This window comes from Neorhizobium sp. LMR1-1-1.1, assembly GCF_040675795.1.
In the GTDB taxonomy this organism is placed as follows: Bacteria; Pseudomonadota; Alphaproteobacteria; order Rhizobiales; family Rhizobiaceae; genus Neorhizobium; species Neorhizobium cellulosilyticum.
Map to the genome: position 1 here is coordinate 1 of NZ_JBEGHE010000021.1, position 16,695 is coordinate 16,695.

17 protein-coding genes and 2 pseudogenes are annotated in these 16,695 nt (G+C 56.4%); 10 read left to right on the forward strand and 9 right to left on the reverse strand.

Annotated features, from left to right (window positions below; translation table 11 throughout):
- Positions 1-184 precede the first annotated feature (184 nt).
- A pseudogene (locus MRBLMR1_RS11720) lies at positions 185-397 on the reverse strand (IS3 family transposase); the annotation flags it as partial.
- 69 nt (positions 398-466) lie between these two features.
- Between MRBLMR1_RS11720 and MRBLMR1_RS11725 the strand changes: the two are divergent.
- From MRBLMR1_RS11725 to MRBLMR1_RS11735, 3 genes and pseudogenes are all read left to right on the forward strand, one after another.
- Positions 467-577 (forward strand): annotated as a pseudogene (locus tag MRBLMR1_RS11725) (exodeoxyribonuclease III); the annotation flags it as partial.
- A gap of 117 nt (positions 578-694) precedes the next feature.
- On the forward strand, positions 695-1,564 hold the full coding sequence (locus MRBLMR1_RS11730; protein ID WP_500064764.1) for a TIGR02587 family membrane protein: 870 nt from the start codon (positions 695-697) through the stop codon (positions 1,562-1,564).
- A gap of 7 nt (positions 1,565-1,571) precedes the next feature.
- Positions 1,572-1,982 (forward strand): hypothetical protein, encoded by a 411-nt coding sequence (locus MRBLMR1_RS11735; protein WP_500064765.1) that lies wholly within the window; start codon positions 1,572-1,574, stop codon positions 1,980-1,982.
- 147 nt (positions 1,983-2,129) lie between these two features.
- On the opposite strand, the gene MRBLMR1_RS11740 is transcribed toward MRBLMR1_RS11735, so the two are convergent.
- From MRBLMR1_RS11740 to nirK, 6 genes are all read right to left on the reverse strand, one after another.
- Positions 2,130-2,555: a response regulator gene (locus tag MRBLMR1_RS11740; protein ID WP_183827766.1), complete on the reverse strand. Its 426-nt coding sequence runs from the start codon at positions 2,553-2,555 to the stop codon at positions 2,130-2,132.
- Positions 2,552-3,679, reverse strand: coding sequence for a PAS domain-containing protein (locus tag MRBLMR1_RS11745; protein ID WP_500064766.1), 1,128 nt, complete (start codon positions 3,677-3,679; stop codon positions 2,552-2,554). The genes MRBLMR1_RS11740 and MRBLMR1_RS11745 overlap by 4 nt, the downstream gene beginning before the upstream one ends.
- A 61-nt stretch (positions 3,680-3,740) precedes the next feature.
- The gene (locus MRBLMR1_RS11750; RefSeq protein ID WP_500064767.1) at positions 3,741-5,705 is read right to left on the reverse strand and encodes a PAS domain S-box protein; all 1,965 of its coding nucleotides are present in this window, start codon (positions 5,703-5,705) and stop codon (positions 3,741-3,743) included.
- 444 nt (positions 5,706-6,149) lie between these two features.
- Positions 6,150-6,854 carry a Crp/Fnr family transcriptional regulator gene (locus MRBLMR1_RS11755; RefSeq protein WP_183686745.1) on the reverse strand — a complete coding sequence of 235 codons (705 nt, stop codon included), beginning with the start codon at positions 6,852-6,854 and terminating at the stop codon, positions 6,150-6,152.
- 91 nt (positions 6,855-6,945) lie between these two features.
- Entirely contained in the window at positions 6,946-7,842 is an 897-nt protein-coding gene (locus MRBLMR1_RS11760) for a formylglycine-generating enzyme family protein (RefSeq protein ID WP_500064768.1), read from the reverse strand.
- 82 nt (positions 7,843-7,924) lie between these two features.
- On the reverse strand, positions 7,925-9,064 hold the full coding sequence (gene nirK, locus MRBLMR1_RS11765; RefSeq protein WP_206827654.1) for a copper-containing nitrite reductase: 1,140 nt from the start codon (positions 9,062-9,064) through the stop codon (positions 7,925-7,927).
- A gap of 459 nt (positions 9,065-9,523) precedes the next feature.
- On the opposite strand from nirK, the gene napE reads away from it, so the two are divergent.
- Genes napE through MRBLMR1_RS11795 form a run of 6 tightly spaced genes read left to right on the forward strand, consistent with a single transcriptional unit; the run spans position 9,524 to position 14,160 of the window.
- The gene (gene napE / locus MRBLMR1_RS11770; protein ID WP_206827655.1) at positions 9,524-9,739 is read left to right on the forward strand and encodes a periplasmic nitrate reductase, NapE protein; all 216 of its coding nucleotides are present in this window, start codon (positions 9,524-9,526) and stop codon (positions 9,737-9,739) included.
- A 5-nt stretch (positions 9,740-9,744) separates the two neighbouring features.
- Positions 9,745-10,245, forward strand: coding sequence for a ferredoxin-type protein NapF (napF, locus tag MRBLMR1_RS11775; RefSeq protein ID WP_500064769.1), 501 nt, complete (start codon positions 9,745-9,747; stop codon positions 10,243-10,245).
- Positions 10,238-10,519 (forward strand): chaperone NapD, encoded by a 282-nt coding sequence (locus MRBLMR1_RS11780; RefSeq protein ID WP_206827656.1) that lies wholly within the window; start codon positions 10,238-10,240, stop codon positions 10,517-10,519. Before napF ends, MRBLMR1_RS11780 begins: the two co-directional genes overlap by 8 nt.
- The gene (napA, locus tag MRBLMR1_RS11785; protein ID WP_183827775.1) at positions 10,494-12,998 is read left to right on the forward strand and encodes a periplasmic nitrate reductase subunit alpha; all 2,505 of its coding nucleotides are present in this window, start codon (positions 10,494-10,496) and stop codon (positions 12,996-12,998) included. The genes MRBLMR1_RS11780 and napA overlap by 26 nt, the downstream gene beginning before the upstream one ends.
- Entirely contained in the window at positions 12,968-13,459 is a 492-nt protein-coding gene (locus MRBLMR1_RS11790) for a nitrate reductase cytochrome c-type subunit (protein WP_148144233.1), read from the forward strand. Before napA ends, MRBLMR1_RS11790 begins: the two co-directional genes overlap by 31 nt.
- Positions 13,459-14,160, forward strand: coding sequence for a NapC/NirT family cytochrome c (locus MRBLMR1_RS11795; RefSeq protein WP_500064798.1), 702 nt, complete (start codon positions 13,459-13,461; stop codon positions 14,158-14,160). Before MRBLMR1_RS11790 ends, MRBLMR1_RS11795 begins: the two co-directional genes overlap by 1 nt.
- 94 nt (positions 14,161-14,254) lie before the next feature.
- On the opposite strand, the gene MRBLMR1_RS11800 is transcribed toward MRBLMR1_RS11795, so the two are convergent.
- Positions 14,255-14,764 (reverse strand): DUF2249 domain-containing protein, encoded by a 510-nt coding sequence (locus MRBLMR1_RS11800; RefSeq protein WP_206827659.1) that lies wholly within the window; start codon positions 14,762-14,764, stop codon positions 14,255-14,257.
- 70 nt (positions 14,765-14,834) lie between these two features.
- Entirely contained in the window at positions 14,835-15,116 is a 282-nt protein-coding gene (locus MRBLMR1_RS11805; protein WP_500064770.1) for a DUF2249 domain-containing protein, read from the reverse strand.
- A gap of 204 nt (positions 15,117-15,320) precedes the next feature.
- Here MRBLMR1_RS11805 and hemN point away from each other — a divergent pair, with 204 nt between their 5' ends.
- Entirely contained in the window at positions 15,321-16,673 is a 1,353-nt protein-coding gene (gene hemN / locus MRBLMR1_RS11810; protein ID WP_500064771.1) for an oxygen-independent coproporphyrinogen III oxidase, read from the forward strand.
- Positions 16,674-16,695: the final 22 nt, after the last annotated feature.

Sequence of the window (16,695 nt, forward strand, 5' to 3'; positions counted from 1 at the left end):
CGGCAGCAAAGCCGATCATCTCGCGCAGCAAATCGGCGTCGGCGCTCTTCTCAACGAGTGAGCGCAGGTTCATCATGTCGTCGGTCATCGGTGGTGTCCCTCAGGTTGGCTCTAAGCAACCCGACCCCACCGGAAATCACCGATGGCTATGAAATCCAGCTACACCACTCCATGGGACACGATCGTGCTCAACAGCAATCCTCCTTCGCTCATCCGAATAACGCTGTTTCATAAGCACATATCTTGCCGACAAGTCGTTGCCAGATGCGAATTCGCGATTTCAATGCTTCAGAGCATTCTTCGTCGGATACCCCAACTGGCGGATGGTGGCATTCGCCCGCTTGCCAAGCTTGATATAGAGCTTCACGGCCCTCATGCGGTCTTCGTACGAATACATGAACTATCTCCTGTTAGTCCAAGTTTTCGTCCGTACCTCCGGGGGTCAGTTTCTCACTTCGCCTGACAGCTTTATCGCCCCGAGGTCCGTCAAGCCAATTCGGACTTTATCGAACAAGGCTGGACGGATGCGATCCGCCATCTGCATCCAGACGAGCGGATCTACACATTCTGGAAATATCCACCCAGCGCTCGCTCTTCTCCAGCCAACCGGGCTTCGGCTACAAGCGCCCTGGTCCTCAACGCAACTGCCTCTATCTTCGGCTGGTAGGAATTTTTTGCTTAAGGAAAACTTGGCATGAGTATCGCGACGACGCGCGAGGATTTTGACAACCGCAAATTTTTCGCAGGGATTGCACGCGGTATTGCAGGGGCCCTTCTCTTCGCGCTGCCGATGCTTATGACAATGGAAATGTGGCAGCTCGGCGTTTACATGGACCGCAGCCGTCTGCTGCTCCTTCTCCTCGTCAATATCCCCCTGCTGATCATTCTCTCCGACAGGGTCGGCTTCGAAGAGACATCCACGTGGCGGCAAGCGATCCGTGATGCAAGCATTGCCTATGCTCTTGGTATCGTTTCCTGCGCATTGATCTTGGTTGCGATGGGAGTCATCAAGCAAGACCAGTCAGCGCACGAGATTATTGGCATGATCGCGCTTCAGGCCGTGCCCGCGAGTATAGGTGCGATGCTGGGCCGAAGCCAACTCGGTGGGCAGTCGGATAATAGAAACGACGAAGCGGGCGGAAACGATGACGACCCCGTTCACGAAAGGGAGACAGGCTACGCTGGGGAGTTGTTTCTCATGACTGTCGGTGCCTTGTTCCTCAATCTCAACGTTGCGCCCACCGAAGAAATGATCCTGCTGTCTTATAAGATGACGCCGTGGCACGCCCTCGTCATCATCGCCGCCTCGCTGGCGGTGATGCATGGTTTCGTCTACGCACTGTCTTTTAGGGGGAGCCATGATCTCGCCGAGGGAACGCCAAGCTGGCATGCTTTTGTCCGTTTCACATTACCTGGATATCTGATCGCTTGTTTGATCAGTGCCTATTGCCTTTGGACGTTCCACAGAACCGATGACATCGGATCCACCCAAATCCTGATGACTATTGTCATCCTGAGCTTCCCCGGCGCGATCGGCGCGGCGGCCGCTCGCCTGATCCTGTGAGGCCGCGATGACCAAAATCTCGAACGGTAAAAACATCGAGGCCGGCGCCCCTCACTGGATCGAATGGATCACAGGTGCTGTCTCCGGGATCATCGTAGTTGGCGTGATCGTCTGGATAGGAAAGGACGGGTTTCTGGACCGCGATACCTCGCCGAACCTTCATGGGAAGGTAGTGCAGATAGACGAGCGCAGCGATGGGTTTCAGGTCTTATTCGTAATCGAAAACGATTCCAGTGCAACTGCATCCCAGGTGAAAATTCTAGGAGAAATAAGAGAGCAAGGCTCGGTGCTGGAAAGTAAGGAAACCATCTTGGATTACGTTCCCGGACATTCCAAAGCTGGCGGCGGACTGATTTTTCGGCAAAATCCGACGGAGAGGGAGCTCGAGGTCAGAGCAACGGCTTTCAGTGAGCCGTAATTGTCAAGCTGACGCGACGTTCAGTCGGAAACTGCCGGGCCAAAAATTACGATCAGAAGGAAGGCAGCGACAAGCGAAGACACCGAACTGAGTTAAGGCAGCTCTGTATCTTCCCTTGAGGGCCGAAATCAATTGCACTGTCGGTGTTCACGTAGATCGCCGTCCCGCATTCGCATCTTCGGCAAGAACCAGGCTCACCGGCGGCGAGCCGCTATCGTCTCCTTGGATGATTGCCGACACATAAGCGAGTGCGTTCTTCATCCCGTTCATCGTGTAAGGCTTCTCTATTGCGCCAAGAGCACCAGCGAAATCATCGGGAATTTTCTTGATGTTGCCACTGACGAACACGTAGGGAATACCTGCAGCAGCAAGCTCTCGCCCGACATCGATGCCCGTGGGCCCATCCATGAGATGGATGTCCACAAACGCAAAATCCGGTTTGGAACTGCCGATCTGATGGCGTGCCTGAGCACTGCTCATGGCAAGCCCGGTCACGATATGTCCTGCCATTTCCACCTCGCTTTCGAGCTCCATGGCAAGCAGCATCTCATCTTCTACGATCATAACTTTCAATGCGTATTCTCCTGATGGTCGCCGACGAGAAGGACGACGTCGACAATCGTCTTCTGCCCGTCCCGCTTCCGTTCGATTTCAGCGCCGAGCTGGAGGGCGGAGGCCTCAAGCAACATCCGTCCAAGCTCAGCACTTTCGCTGTCAGGCTCGACCGGCTCCGATGTGTCTTCGACACGGATCAGAAAGTGGCCATTGAGGCGTTTTACGACAACATGGATATCGCCGCCGCCATCGCTTAGCCCGCGCCGGACGGCGTCCCCGACGAGCTCGTTGACGATCAGCGAGAGTGGTGTGGCCTTGACGGCTGGCACGAGCAGAGGTGATAAATCCAGCGAAAGGCGAATATCCTTGCGGCCCGTTGCATCGACAAGGTCGGTGACAAGCTCTCGTGTGAACTCCGACATGTCGAACTTCGAGACATCGTCCAGGGTGAACAACTTGCGCTGAACCGTGCTGAGCGCTTCGATCCGGTTCAGCACCGACATTAGAGTACGTTTTTGCCGATCATCCTTGGTGACACGCGCCTGAATTTTGACGATCGAGGCCATCGTCAAAAGATTATTCTTTACCCGATGGTCGACCTCGTGGACGAGGAGCGTGCGGGCGTCCAGCGCAGAGCGCAGGTTCGCCGTGTGTTTTGCAACCTCCGCCTCGGCCTGATGCCGCGCGGCGGCCAAATCCGCTTCCCGACTCTTGACCGGCGTGAAGTCGAGCTGAGAAGCAAAGAAGTAGATGATCCTACTTGCTTCATCGCGCACAGGGCTAATGAATACGGCATTCCAGAACGTGGAGCCATCCTTGCAATAATTGAGGATGTCCACGGCCACGTCCTGACCGGCTCCGATCCGTTCGCGCATAAGCGCGATGGTATCCCGATCAGTCTCAGGCCCCTGCAGAAAACGACAATTGCGGCCGATGACCTCATCGTCACTATAGCCAGTTAGCTTTCTAAAAGCCTCGTTGCAGAAGATAATCGGGTTGTCAGCCTGGTTTGGATCCGTGACGATCATTGGCATACGCGTGGCTTTGAAGGCGGCCGCGAATGGGTCCTCACTCACGTGCCCGGCGACCAAACGATCCCCGGCGCTGCGTGCTTCGCGTTGGTTTTGATCATTTTCCTGCATATTAGCCCTGATTGAGTTGCGTCACGAGAGAAGTCATGGCGGGGAAAATGGTTCCTGCTGGTCATGCCCTGCCGTGTGGCGGCATTAACGCTTCGATTTCACAGATGACCCCGGCAGAATCATATATGATCGTCGATGTTCCTTTGAGCTCGGCCGCCAGCAAACGCTCGACCAGTCGAGATCCGAAGCCCGTCCTGGTCGGGGCACCTACGCTCGGCCCGTCCCTTTCCTGCCAGCGGAGACGAAGAGAGGTGGTTTTGGGGTCATAGAGCCAGGTAATCGATACTTTGCCCGTCGGGACGGAAAGGGCACCGTACTTGGCCGCGTTCGTTCCGAGTTCATGGAGGGCGAGCGACAATGTTGCGACGGCCTTGTGGGGCAGTAGAACTGATGGGCCGGAGATTTCGAAACGTTCCGGCGGGTAAGGTGCGGCCGCCTGCTCTACCACCGCGGCGAGATCCGCGCTTTGCCAGTCACATTCTGCAAGCAGATCGTGAGCGTGCGCCATTGCCGACAGCCGCGCTTCGAATGCGGCTACCGCATCTGTTGTATCAGGCGTCTTAGCAAAGGTCTGACGCGCGATGGCGATCACTGTCGCGAAGACATTCTTCACCCGGTGATGCAGCTCGCCGATCAAAACCGCCTGAAGCCGATCGGCCTCCATTTTTGTGGAAATATCATGGGCGATTTTCGATGCCCCGACAATCTTCCCGACAGTGTCATGAATGGGTGAGACGCCCAGCAGAACGTCGACCAGATGGCCGTCCTTGCGGCGGCGCTTGGTCTCATAGGCCTCGATCACGGAGCCGGCTTTGATCTGCTCGAGCAGAGCCGGCTCCTCTTTGGCCCTGTCTTCTGGCACCAAAGTCAGAACAGACTGACCAAGGATCTCATCGGCTTTGTAGCCATAAAGCCGTTCAGCACCGCCGTTCCATGATGTGATAGTCATGTCCAGGTCTATCGCAAGGATCGCATCGTTTGAGGACGCGATGATCGAGGCTAACCGGCGCTCTGCCTCTTGAGCCTTTTTTCGCTCACTGATGTCGATCGAAACGACAGAAACCTGATGGATAAGCCCTTGGGCATCGCGCAACGCAGAAACGGTATTGTTAACCCACACGAGACTGCCATCTTTCCTCACATATCGCTTCTCCATGTCGAAGCTTTCGCCGGTGGCTGCAAGCTGGCTGAACAGCCGGTTTTGCTCGGGCATGTCATCGAGGTAGGTGATGTCGGCGATACTCTTTCCGATGAGCTCCCGTTCTTCATAACCAACGATTTCGCAAAACCGCCGATTGACGTGCAGGATCTCCCCTTTCAGGCTGCCTTGGCCGATGCCGGCTGCCGACTGCGACACGACAGCTCTTAGCCGCTCCTCGCTATCCTGTAGGGCCTTATCGGCGCGAACGCGGTCCGTCGTTTCATTTACGATGCAGAAGACGCCTCGCACGACCCCGTCCTCGTCATGGATAGCGGAATACGAGATGTCGAAATAGACGGTTTCGGGGTAGCCGTAACGCTCGATGTAGAAGGGGCGATCCTTCGCGGCAACTGTCTCACCTGTGTCCATCACACGGCGCAAGAGTGGCTCGAGATCGTCCCAGAGCTCGGGCCAATTCTCTCGCGCGGGTCTGCCAAAAGCTATAGGGTGCCGATGGCCGATTGTCGGAGCGTAAGCCTCATTGTATAGCGCGACCAGATCTGGTCCCCAGAAAATGACGATCTGGGCCTTGGCCGGCAGCATGATATCGACAGCGGATTGCAGACGGCGAGGCCATGCTGATAGCGGACCGAGGAAAGAATCGTCCCATTTTCCGCTCTCGATCAATCGTGAGATCTCGTCCGTCCCTTTGAAGGTTTTTCCAGTCTCGCTTCGCATTGGTACCCGCTCTACTTGCCGCTGCGATATTGCACATCGTGTTCCCGATTGGTTGTTGGCAGATTTATGGCGGCAGATGACTGCTGCAAGGCCATTCCGCAATGAATTCGGAAAGCGAAGGTAACCGACCTTTGAGGTTAGAGGCATCCAATGCAGGCCCTCTTCAAATCAAAGCCTGCTCTGCCAAGCTTTCATTTCTGAACTCTGGTCACGGCCCATGACCGACGTTGACATGCCACCTGGCATAGGATGGCATGCCGCTCGCCGCGATTATTCGCGACCGCTGGCCACCGATCAAGATCATTGTGTCTGACCATGTCGACGACGCCAGGCGATCTAATTCCAGCCGAAACAGTTTTCTTCTCGACCTTATCGAGAAGAACAAATCATAGAGACAATTGATGCCATTATAGGCATGCAATCATCGGCTAGCACTGTCTGCAAGTGCCTTGTGGTCATCCATAGTTCGGACGAAGTCAGGCAGTGCCTGGTGTCCTTCCCAAGAAGAATTGTCTTCCAAAATTCGAGGATTTCTTCGCAGGCACGAGAACTCTTTCGTCTCCGTACCTCGTAGGAAAATAAAGCGGAGTCTTATTTTCTCCGTCGAAATTCGCCCGCGGCAATACTCTCAAGCCCCGACATATCTGTTACAAAGAGCTTTTGTCGCCCGCCCAGCACAAACCCCATTTGTTCCCACGCGCTTAAAATGCGCGAAACTGTGTGAAGGGTAGTGCCGGTCATTTCCGCAATGTCCTGCCGGGAAATCAGGAAATCGATGCGGATGCCACGCTCCTCCTGTTTCCCCGCCTTCTTGGCAAGGCGCAGAACGGTGTGAGCAACCCGTCGTTCCACTTCCTCGGTCGACATTTCGCGGATGCGAACATGTGCTTCTTCCAGTCTCTCCCCAATAGTCTGCATGGCCGTCACGGCAAGGCGCGGATTGTGCTCTACAAAGCTCGGCCAAAGCTCCGTTGGCCAAGCCAGCGTGACACTTTCGGCTACGGCCGTTGCCGTGCCTGGGTAGTCCGTACGCTGCAGTGCCCTGGCAAAGCCGAACAAATCACCTGGATGCACGACCCTGACAATGATCTGCTGGCCGTCTTCCGTCACCTGCGTCACCTTGAGCCGGCCGTGCAGAAGAAGAAAGAAACTGTCGGCGGATCCGCCTTGTTCGAAAACTGCCTCCCCTTGGGCAAAGCGCCGTGCAGACGCATGTTGCAGCAACCGATCCAACTCATCGTCCGGCATAAGGTCGAAAAGCGAAATAGATCGAATAAGCGAGCGGTCGATTTTCAAGGTGGCTTGTTCCTCGGTGCGAAGCCGGTCAGGTCGCGTTCATAGTGAAACGCAGCCCACTTCCCTCCCTGAGGAATCGGCATGAGTAACGCTACATCGGACGACCCGAAATGGCAAAAAGCAGCGGCGCATACCACCGTCTGTCACGCACGAGGCGAAAGCCTACGTTGTCGGGTGGTGCGCCGACCGAACAACCGCCACCTTTAGGTTCACGAATAAACGAGCTCAACGGGGCGCTGTGTTTGCCGGCCGTAATATAGATACCGCAACTTTCGGCTTCCGATATCGGCTTCGAGTACCTGTCCAGCATGACCCTGCGCAGGCAGGTTGATGTCCATTCCCATATATTTCCTCCGAAATCGGCAAGGCCGTGTTCGTTCTCGCCAAAACTCCCATAGGGTTGAGGATGAGGAAGACGCGAGGCTTTGCGCGCGGTTTCGCGTTCATAGTCCGCCAGCCAACGCAATGCGGGATTCTTGCTGTCCGGATCGATGCCGAGTGCATCATCCGGATATTTCGAGCCTGCAGCAAACGCCAGTTCTTCAATGGCCGGCAATCGCCAGATCTCTCCGGTTTTATGAGAAAGCCAGCGGGCATACATGGCCGCATCGTCAAAGCTTACCCCGGTCACGGGCAAATCCGCGCCTGACGATGTCGGCAAATCGCGGCGAGTACAGCCCCCTTCGAGAACACATTGATCGTAGCTCTCGGCACTTACCTGATACTTCATGATTTCCAACGGCTGTCGGAGAGTTTTGGTCATCGGCGCGTCGACGGCGAGGCCATTGCGAAAGAACTCCCCACTTTCACGATACTCTAAGCGACCCGCAGGGATGCTGATGGTTTCAGGAACTGGGCCGCCGTTTCCACGCGTCGGTAGTAATCCAGACTGAAAGCCAATTGCGCCCGTCAAGCCGACAACAAGTGCGAACGGAAGAGCGATTGACGAAAAGGCATTACGAAGAAGAGCGGCATTGACAAACGTCATAGGATCCTCCGATCCCTCCGGCCTCCTCTGACCGGCACGGAGATGCGGCTCGGCACTCGATCCGAGGCCGAGCCAAACATCGTCAACCCGAGGTCGGCGAGACCACGGCTGTCATAAGGTCATCGTTCCAGTCGCCCGTCACCTTGAAGTGGCCGGCCGCGCCAAGTTCGAACGCCTCGATCAGATTGTGGTTTACATATGCATAGATACCAGGCTGCTGGAACGTGTAGTAAGCCGCACCTGCAGCGCCTCCAGGGATGAACCATGTTTCCTGATCGAGTTCTGGCGGATTGGCGAACTTGCCGGTAGCCCAGACATAGTCGCCATGGCCCCCGATGAGATGCGGACGCGTATCTCTGTTGGCTTGCGAATGCAGGATCAGGACGCGGTCGCCAACCTTTGCCTGCAAGGCGTTCTCACCCGTCAAAGCGCCGACCGCCCCGTTAAACACGACATGTGTCGGGGTTAGTGTCTTCATTGCTTCCAGGACATCCGGATAGGCTTCACCAGCACTTTCGTACTTCTTGAACTGACCGTTCTCATCCTTGGGAACATAGAAGTCCTGCTCGCCGACATAGTACACCTTGTCGTAAACGAGGTCGTGGCCCTTGTGGTCCTTGAGTCCGTCACGCGGCAAAACCATGATCGCGCCATTCATGCCCGAAGTGACATGCCATGGCACCATGCCGGCGGGGGCACAGTGGTAGACAAAGACACCCGCCTTGGTGGCCTTGAAGCGCAGCACCGCCGTCTCACCGGGATTGACCACCGTCAGCGCCCCGCCACCCAGCGCACCCGTCGCCGAATGGAAATCTATATTGTGCTGCAGCTCATTGGTATCGGGGTTGACGAGCGTCAGTTCGACGTAGTCGTCCTGGTGAACGACCATCATCGGCCCCGGAACAGATCCATCGAATGTCATCGCATGGACTTCCGTCCCTTTGTCGTCGACGATAATCTTCTTTTCCTGGATGGTCATCTTGAACTCGATAACCTTTGGCGCGCCCTCACCCTTCTGGGTGTGGGCATGTACGAACGGCGGCCTGACCAAGTCAACCTTGACGCGCTTCAGCGTCGCGATGTTTGCTGCTGTTGCAGCGGGATTTGTCTTGATATCTCCACCTTCGGCATGTGCAACAGAGGTGACGACCGGCGCCAATGCTCCCGCGACAGCTGCGCCGGCCAGCATGCTCCGGCGGGTCAACCGAAACTGTTCACTCATGAAAGTCTCTCCCTTTTTCAAGAAGCGGACCAATGTCTGTTCCGCAGCTTCGAAGTTAGATCGACTTGAATGCGCGTTATTGTTCCAACACAAATAAAAACGAGAGTTATCGCGTATAGGTAGATTACGCGAAGAGACACTCGTCCACTTGATCAATGCTGATTTTTAGGGAACACTGAAGTACCGGGCGAAGAAAGTTTTGCTCATCGAGCCCTGGGGCAGTGGCCGATCCGAACCATGATTGGACTTGGTTTCAGTACATTGGCAATATCGTCTTGAATGTTGTGCGTCGCCCGCGGCACAACTTTCGTTTGTCTTCTTTTTAATCTTTACGCATATTTTTTTGGCGAACTACGGCTTATTTGACTTTTATCAAGGTGAACGACTATCGGATTTGGTTATAATTAAGGCATTTGGTGCATATTTGCATTTCAGATCTTGCCAGAACCGGAAGCGAATATGGTTGAGCCGACCGCAACTCTCGAACAGACATCGTTCCGTCAAAAGCGGCGTCGCGAGATGCTGACTTTTGTTGTTCTCGCGTTTGGCATCTGGCCCATAGTCGCGGTCGGCACTGTTGCCACCTATGGCTTCGCAGTTTGGGCCTACCAGATCATCTATGGCCCCCCTGGCCCGCACGACATAACCCCGGCACGGCCAAATTCGGCGGAGTGAGTGACATGGGGCAGATGGCCAGCACGCGTCGCGCATTCTTGACCGGCAGCGTTTTGCGCGAAAACAGCAGTTATTACCCGCCCGGCGTTACAGATGAATCCGTAGGCAACTGTACGGGCTGCAGTAACTGCCTTGATGCCTGTCCGACAAAAATAATCAGCCTGCGTGATCGTATTCCCACCGTCGATTTTCAAGTCGGCGAATGTACGTTCTGCGGTGAATGTTCCGCGCGATGTCCTGAGCGGGTTTTCCCGCCTGAACCCGCCACATCATTCGCGCATCATGCCGTCATTGCAGATAGCTGTCTCGCGTTGAACTTCGTTGATTGCCAGGCGTGTCGCGATGCCTGTCCGACGACGGCAATCCGGTTCAAACCCCGGCTGGGCGGGCCTTTCGTGCCGGTGCTCGATACCGATCCTTGTACCGGTTGCGGTGCCTGCATTTCGGTCTGTCCCACCCAGTCCATCACCATGACGGCAACCAGGATGGAGGTGGCGCATGCGTGAACCACAGCACCATATATCGAGCGCCGTGGTCGTCGTGCGGCCCGAAGCGGTCGAGCGTATGACTGCCGCCCTCACCGATATCGAAGGTGTCGAGGTGCATGCCACCGGCGGCGGCAAGATCGTCATCGTCATCGAAGGCCCGAGTTCCGGCTTTCTCGGTGAAACATTGATCGTAATTTCGGCGATGGATGACGTCATCGCCGCACACATGGTCTTCGAACAGACAATTACTGAAAAGGAGATGTTGGATGACGGCAGAACTCACGCGGCGTGATGTGCTGAAAGCGCAAGCTGCTGCCATCGCAGCATCGACAGCCGGCATCGCCATGCCGGCAGCCGCCCAATCCGTCCCCGGTGGCGTTGCGGCACTGGAAATCAAGTGGTCCAAGGCCCCCTGTCGCTTCTGCGGCACCGGTTGCGGGGTCATGGTCGGTGTTAAGGAAAACCACGTGGTTGCCACCCATGGCGACATGGAGGCCGAGGTCAATCGCGGCCTCAACTGCGTCAAGGGCTACTTCCTGTCGAAAATCATGTACGGCAAGGACCGGCTGACGACACCGCTCCTACGCAAACGCAACGGCGTCTTTGACAAGGAAGGCGAATTCGAACCCGTCACCTGGGAAGAAGCCTTCGACATCATGGCCGAGAAGGCCAAGAAGACCCTGAAGGAAAAGGGCCCGACAGCGCTCGGAATGTTCGGCTCCGGCCAATGGACGATTTTCGAAGGGTATGCCGCGACAAAACTGATGCGCGCTGGCTTCCGATCGAACAACCTCGACCCCAACGCCCGCCACTGCATGGCGTCGGCAGCTTATGGCTTCATGCGCACCTTCGGCATGGACGAGCCGATGGGCTGTTATGACGACTTCGAGCATGCCGACGCCTTCGTGCTGTGGGGCTCGAACATGGCTGAGATGCATCCCATCCTGTGGACGCGTCTTGCCGACCGTCGCCTGGGCCACGAGCATGTAAAGGTCTCTGTTCTATCGACCTTCACCCATCGCAGCATGGACCTTGCCGACATTCCGCTGGTCTTCAAACCCGGCACGGATCTGGCGATCCTTAACTACATCGCCAACCACATCATCCAGACCGGTCGCGTCAACCAGGAATTCATCGACAAGAACACCAAGTTCATGCAGGCGACGACCGACATCGGTTATGGCCTGCGCGCCGAACACCCGCTGGAAGTCAAGGCAACCGGTGCGGCTAAGGCGGCCGAGATGACGCCGATCGATTTCGAAGCCTTCAAGAAGCACGTTTCCGAATACACGCTCGACAAGGTAGCCGAGCTTGCAGGTGTCGACAAAGCATTCCTTGAACAGCTGGCCGAGCTTTATGCCGACCCCAAGGTCAAGGTCATGTCGCTCTGGACTATGGGCTTCAACCAGCACGTCCGCGGCGTCTGGGCCAACCAGATGGTCTACAACATCCATCTCTTGACCGGTAAAATCTCCGAGCCGGGCAACAGCCCCTTCTCGCTGACCGGCCAGCCTTCGGCCTGCGGCACCGCCCGCGAGGTCGGCACGTTTGCCCACCGCCTGCCGGCCGACATGACTGTGACTAATCCGGAGCACCGCAAACACGCAGAGGAACTCTGGAAGATCCCGCACGGCATCATCCCGGAAAAGCCCGGCTACCATGCCGTCCAGCAGGATCGCATGCTGCATGATGGAAAGCTGAACTTCTACTGGGTTCAGGTGAACAACAACATGCAGGCCGCCGCCAACAACAGCAACGAGGCCTATCTTGGCTATCGCAACCCGGACAATTTCATCGTTGTTTCGGATGCCTACCCGACGGTAACGGCCCTAAGTGCCGATCTTATCCTGCCCGCTGCGATGTGGGTGGAGAAGGAAGGTGCTTACGGCAATGCCGAACGCCGCACCCATGTATGGCACCAGTTGGTAAACGCGCCGGGCGAAGCCCGCTCCGACCTCTGGCAGTTGGTTGAGTTCTCCAAGCGCTTCACCACCGAGGAAGTCTGGCCGCAGGACATTCTCGACCAGAACCCGGACTATAAAGGCAAGACCCTCTACCAAGTCCTTTTCCAGAATGGTCAGGTCGACCGGTTCCCGGTCACCGAAATCTCGCCAGACTACGAAAACCGCGAGGCCAAGGCTTTTGGCTTTTACATCCAGAAAGGCATATTCGAGGAATATGCGAGCTTCGGACGTGGCCATGGCCACGACTTGGGTCCATACGACCTCTATCATGAAGTTCGCGGTCTGCGCTGGCCGGTGGTCGACGGCAAGGAAACCAAATGGCGTTACCGTGAAGGTTATGATCCCTACGTGAAAGCAGGCGAAGGCGTCAAATTTTACGGTCAGAAGGACGGTCGCGCCGTCATCCTCGCCGCCCCTTACGAGCCGCCGGCGGAATCACCGGATGACGAGTTCGGCTTCTGGCTGGTCACCGGCCGTGTTCTTGAACACTGGCATTCCGGCTCTATGACCATGCGCGTTCCCGAACTCTACAGAGCGTTCCCAGGTGCCCGCTGCTTCATGAACGGCGACGACGCGCGCCGGCTCGGCATCAACCAGGGCGGACAGGTGAAAATCCAGTCCCGCCGCGGCGAGATCATCAGCCGGGTGGATATCCGCGGCCGTAACCGCATGCCGCATGGCGTGATCTTCGTACCTTGGTTCGATGCCAGCCAGTTGATCAACAAGGTCACGCTCGATGCCACCGACCCCATTTCCAAACAGACGGATTTCAAAAAATGCGCAGTCAAGATCCTTCCCGTCGCCTGAGTCGGCGTCTCTGGACGCTTTTCGCGCTTGCTCTGTGTCTGGTCACCGGCACGGTCGCTCTCGCACAGACCGTGCCGCAACTATCGGGCCGTTCAAGCCCGATGCAAAACACCGGAGCGGATCCCCTGCCGAGATGGATCGTCGACGACATCCAGAAGATGCGCAACTATCCCGATCAGCCGCCGGTCATCCCGCATTCGATCGAGGGATACCAGCTGTCGGTCAACACCAACCGCTGCATGTCCTGTCACCGACGTGAACTGACAGAAGGTTCCGGTGCGCCGATGATCAGCGTTACCCATTATATGAACCGTGAGGGCCAGATGCTGGCCGATGTTTCGCCCCGCCGTTATTTCTGCACTGCGTGCCACGTCCCGCAGGCAGATACGCGGCCCCTTGTCGACAACACGTTCAAGGATATGAGCGAACTCGGCTTCAAACCGGCGGGATCTGGACAATGATCGGCATGATCAAAGCAGTGATCCTTTGGGCCTGGCGTATTCTCGCCACGCCCGCTGGAACCTTGGGCTTGGGCTTCCTCACGCTCGGCGGTTTTGTTGGAGGGGTGATTTTCTGGGGCGCGTTCAACACGGCACTGGAAGTGACCAATACTGAAAAATTCTGCACCGGTTGTCACGAAATGAAGACCAACGTCTACGAGGAATTGACGCAAACGGTGCATTTCTCCAACCGTTCGGGTGTTCGGGCATCTTGTCCGGATTGCCACGTCCCGCATCAATGGACTGACAAGATCGCCCGCAAGATGCAGGCTTCGAAAGAAGTCTGGGGCAAGATCTTCGGTACGATCAGCACGCGCGAGAAGTTTCTCGACAAGCGGCTTGAGCTTGCCCAGCACGAATGGGCGCGTCTGAAGGCCAATGACAGCCTGGAATGCCGGAATTGCCACTCGTCGATTGCTATGGATTTAACCAAGCAGACGAAACGCGCCGCCGACATTCACACACGTTATCTCCTCTCGGGCAAGGCGACCTGCATCGACTGCCACAAGGGAATTGCGCATGAACTTCCCAACATGGATGGTGTCGATCCCGGCTGGAAAGTTCCGGCCGAGCTGATGGGTAAAGCCGCCTCGCACGGACTTCAGGACACCGATCAGCTGGCAGCCTATCTGGCCGCCCGGGAAGGTAACATCATCGACTGATAGCTGCGATATAATCAGCCCCGAAACGGGGCTGATTATACTGTTTAGTGGCGATGACACGCGATACGATCAGGATGGAAAGAGGTCCAGTCCGCTATCCGACCCGGATAAGCATTCGATAGACGTTGCCTGAACCATCCGAAGCACCGACCCAGCGGTGCCCCCTGTTTTCGAGCTCGGTCGCCAGGAATGCTGGCTCGCGGTCAAAAAGCACAAACAAGACTTCGCCCGGCTCCATCAACGAAAGTCGCGACAGCACTTTTTCCATCGGGACTGGTGGTTGCGCACCGACGAGGTCGAGCTGCCATAAGGGCTCCGGCCAATCCGAAGCGTCCTCGGCGCCGCTCGATACGGCGACATGAGCCGCCTGTTTTGCAATCGGCGAAAAGATAATCTCCCAATCGCCGGTATCGAGCTCAAGGGTTTCGCTTGAAAAACCCTGTCTGCTCATCAGCGGCAGAAGCGGTGTCGGCTTGAATGTGGAGAGAAGCCGCAGCCCCTCTCCTGGCGCTAATGACTGAACAGCCGCCATGATGTCCTGAAAAGGCTCCCCGCCTTCGCGCAGAATAGGGCGGACATCGAGTTCCTTGTAAACCTGCGACATGCGGATTCTCCTAATAAAGGAATGTGGGCCGCTGCAATTAACCCGACAGTTTCAAAACAGCCGCCTTATATCAGTGATTGCCACCGCAGGAACAACCGCAACCATCATGCTTGAGCCGCTTGAGCTCAACCTTCCAACGCTGCGGGCCGTGCTCGAGGTATTCCCACCCAAACAGGCCAGCGAAGTTAGTATCGAGATGCATGCGCAAAGGGATCGGATCGTGATCTACTGTAATGTGCAGCACCTCATCAGGCTCAAGCGTTTCGAGCGTGCCGAAAATGCGCCGATGGCGCTGAGCCCCCGGAATTTCGCGAACATCGATCGAGAGAACCTCACCAAGCTTTGCAGTCATCGTGTTTATCGTCCTTCATCTGCCCGCGAGATATGTCGGGCCTGGGGCGCGGCCTATGATCTTTCGCTAACACACGCAAAACGCCCCCTCGTTGTTTCGGCTCAAAGATCTTTCAGATCCAGCCAATCCGTTCGCTGCTTGGCATTCGGCAAAGAAGGATAGGTGTGCGACCTCTAATGTTGCTCCTGTCACAGGAGTTGAACGATGAAGAGAAGCATTCTTGAGCGCTATGGCGACGCCCGCCTGCCGCGTTACACCAGCTATCCGACCGCGCCGCGGTTTTCTCCGTCCATTGGTGGTGGAACCTATGGCGACTGGTTGTCCCAGATCGAGGGCGACGATCCCATCTCTCTTTATGTCCATATTCCGTTCTGTCGGTCGATGTGTTGGTACTGCGGCTGTCACACGACGATCACCCTGAAAGACCAGCCGATACTCGATTATCTCGATGTCCTGAAACGGGAGATAAGTCTGGTTGCTGACGCCATGCCGAGAAAGCCGGAAATAGCCACGATCCATTTCGGTGGCGGCACGCCGACGATCATGGAACCAAATGAATTTCTGGATCTCGACTTCCACCTGCGCAGCCGTTTCGCTTTTGTCGAGAAAACGGAACTGGCGGTAGAGATCGATCCCCGCACCCTGACCGATAAGATGATCTCTGCCCTCGGCAAGGCCGGTGTCACGCGTGCGAGCCTAGGCGTGCAGAGCTTTGATCCGAAAGTGCAAAAAGCGATCAACCGCATTCAGACGCCAAAGCAGACACGCGCTGCAACTGAAGGCCTACGCGCCGCCGGTGTCGGAAGTATCAATTTCGACCTCATCTATGGCTTGCCGCATCAAACCGTCGCTTCCGCAATCGAAACGGCAGAAACCGCCATATCCATGCGCCCCGACCGGTTTGCCGTTTTTGGCTATGCCCACGTCCCGACCTTCAAGAAACATCAGCGCCTTATCGATGAGGCAGCGCTCGCAGACGCAGCCGGACGCCATGCACAGGCCGAGGCGATTGCCGCGACCTTGCTCGATGCCGGATACAGGCAGATCGGGCTCGACCATTTTGCCCTTCCTGGCGACAGCCTGTCGATAGCCGCCAAAACCGGATCGCTACATCGGAATTTCCAGGGTTATACGACGGATGCCTGTGAGACCCTGATCGGCTTCGGCGCTTCTGCGATCGGCCGTTCAGCTCACGGCTACGTGCAAAACGAGGTCGCTATCGGCCGATATGCGCAGTCCGTCGCCACTGGCCAGCTTGCCACTGCCAAAGGCTATCGGCTGACCGCCGACGATCGGCTGAGAGCGGAGATCATCGAGCGGGTCATGTGCGATTTTTCGGTCGATCTTGCTGCGATATGCCGATCTCACGGTGTCTCGGCAGATACGGTCGTGAATGGGAATCCGCAGCTTCAACGCCTGCTCGCAGATGAAATCGTAACATTGGAGAATGGGGTTTTGCTCCTGCGCGGCGAGGAGCGTTTCCTGGTGAGGGCAGTTGCTACCTGTTTCGACGCCTATCTTGCTCAGGCGGGCCGCACCCATTCCAAAGCGGCTTAAACGCTCATTGTAAAAGATGGAC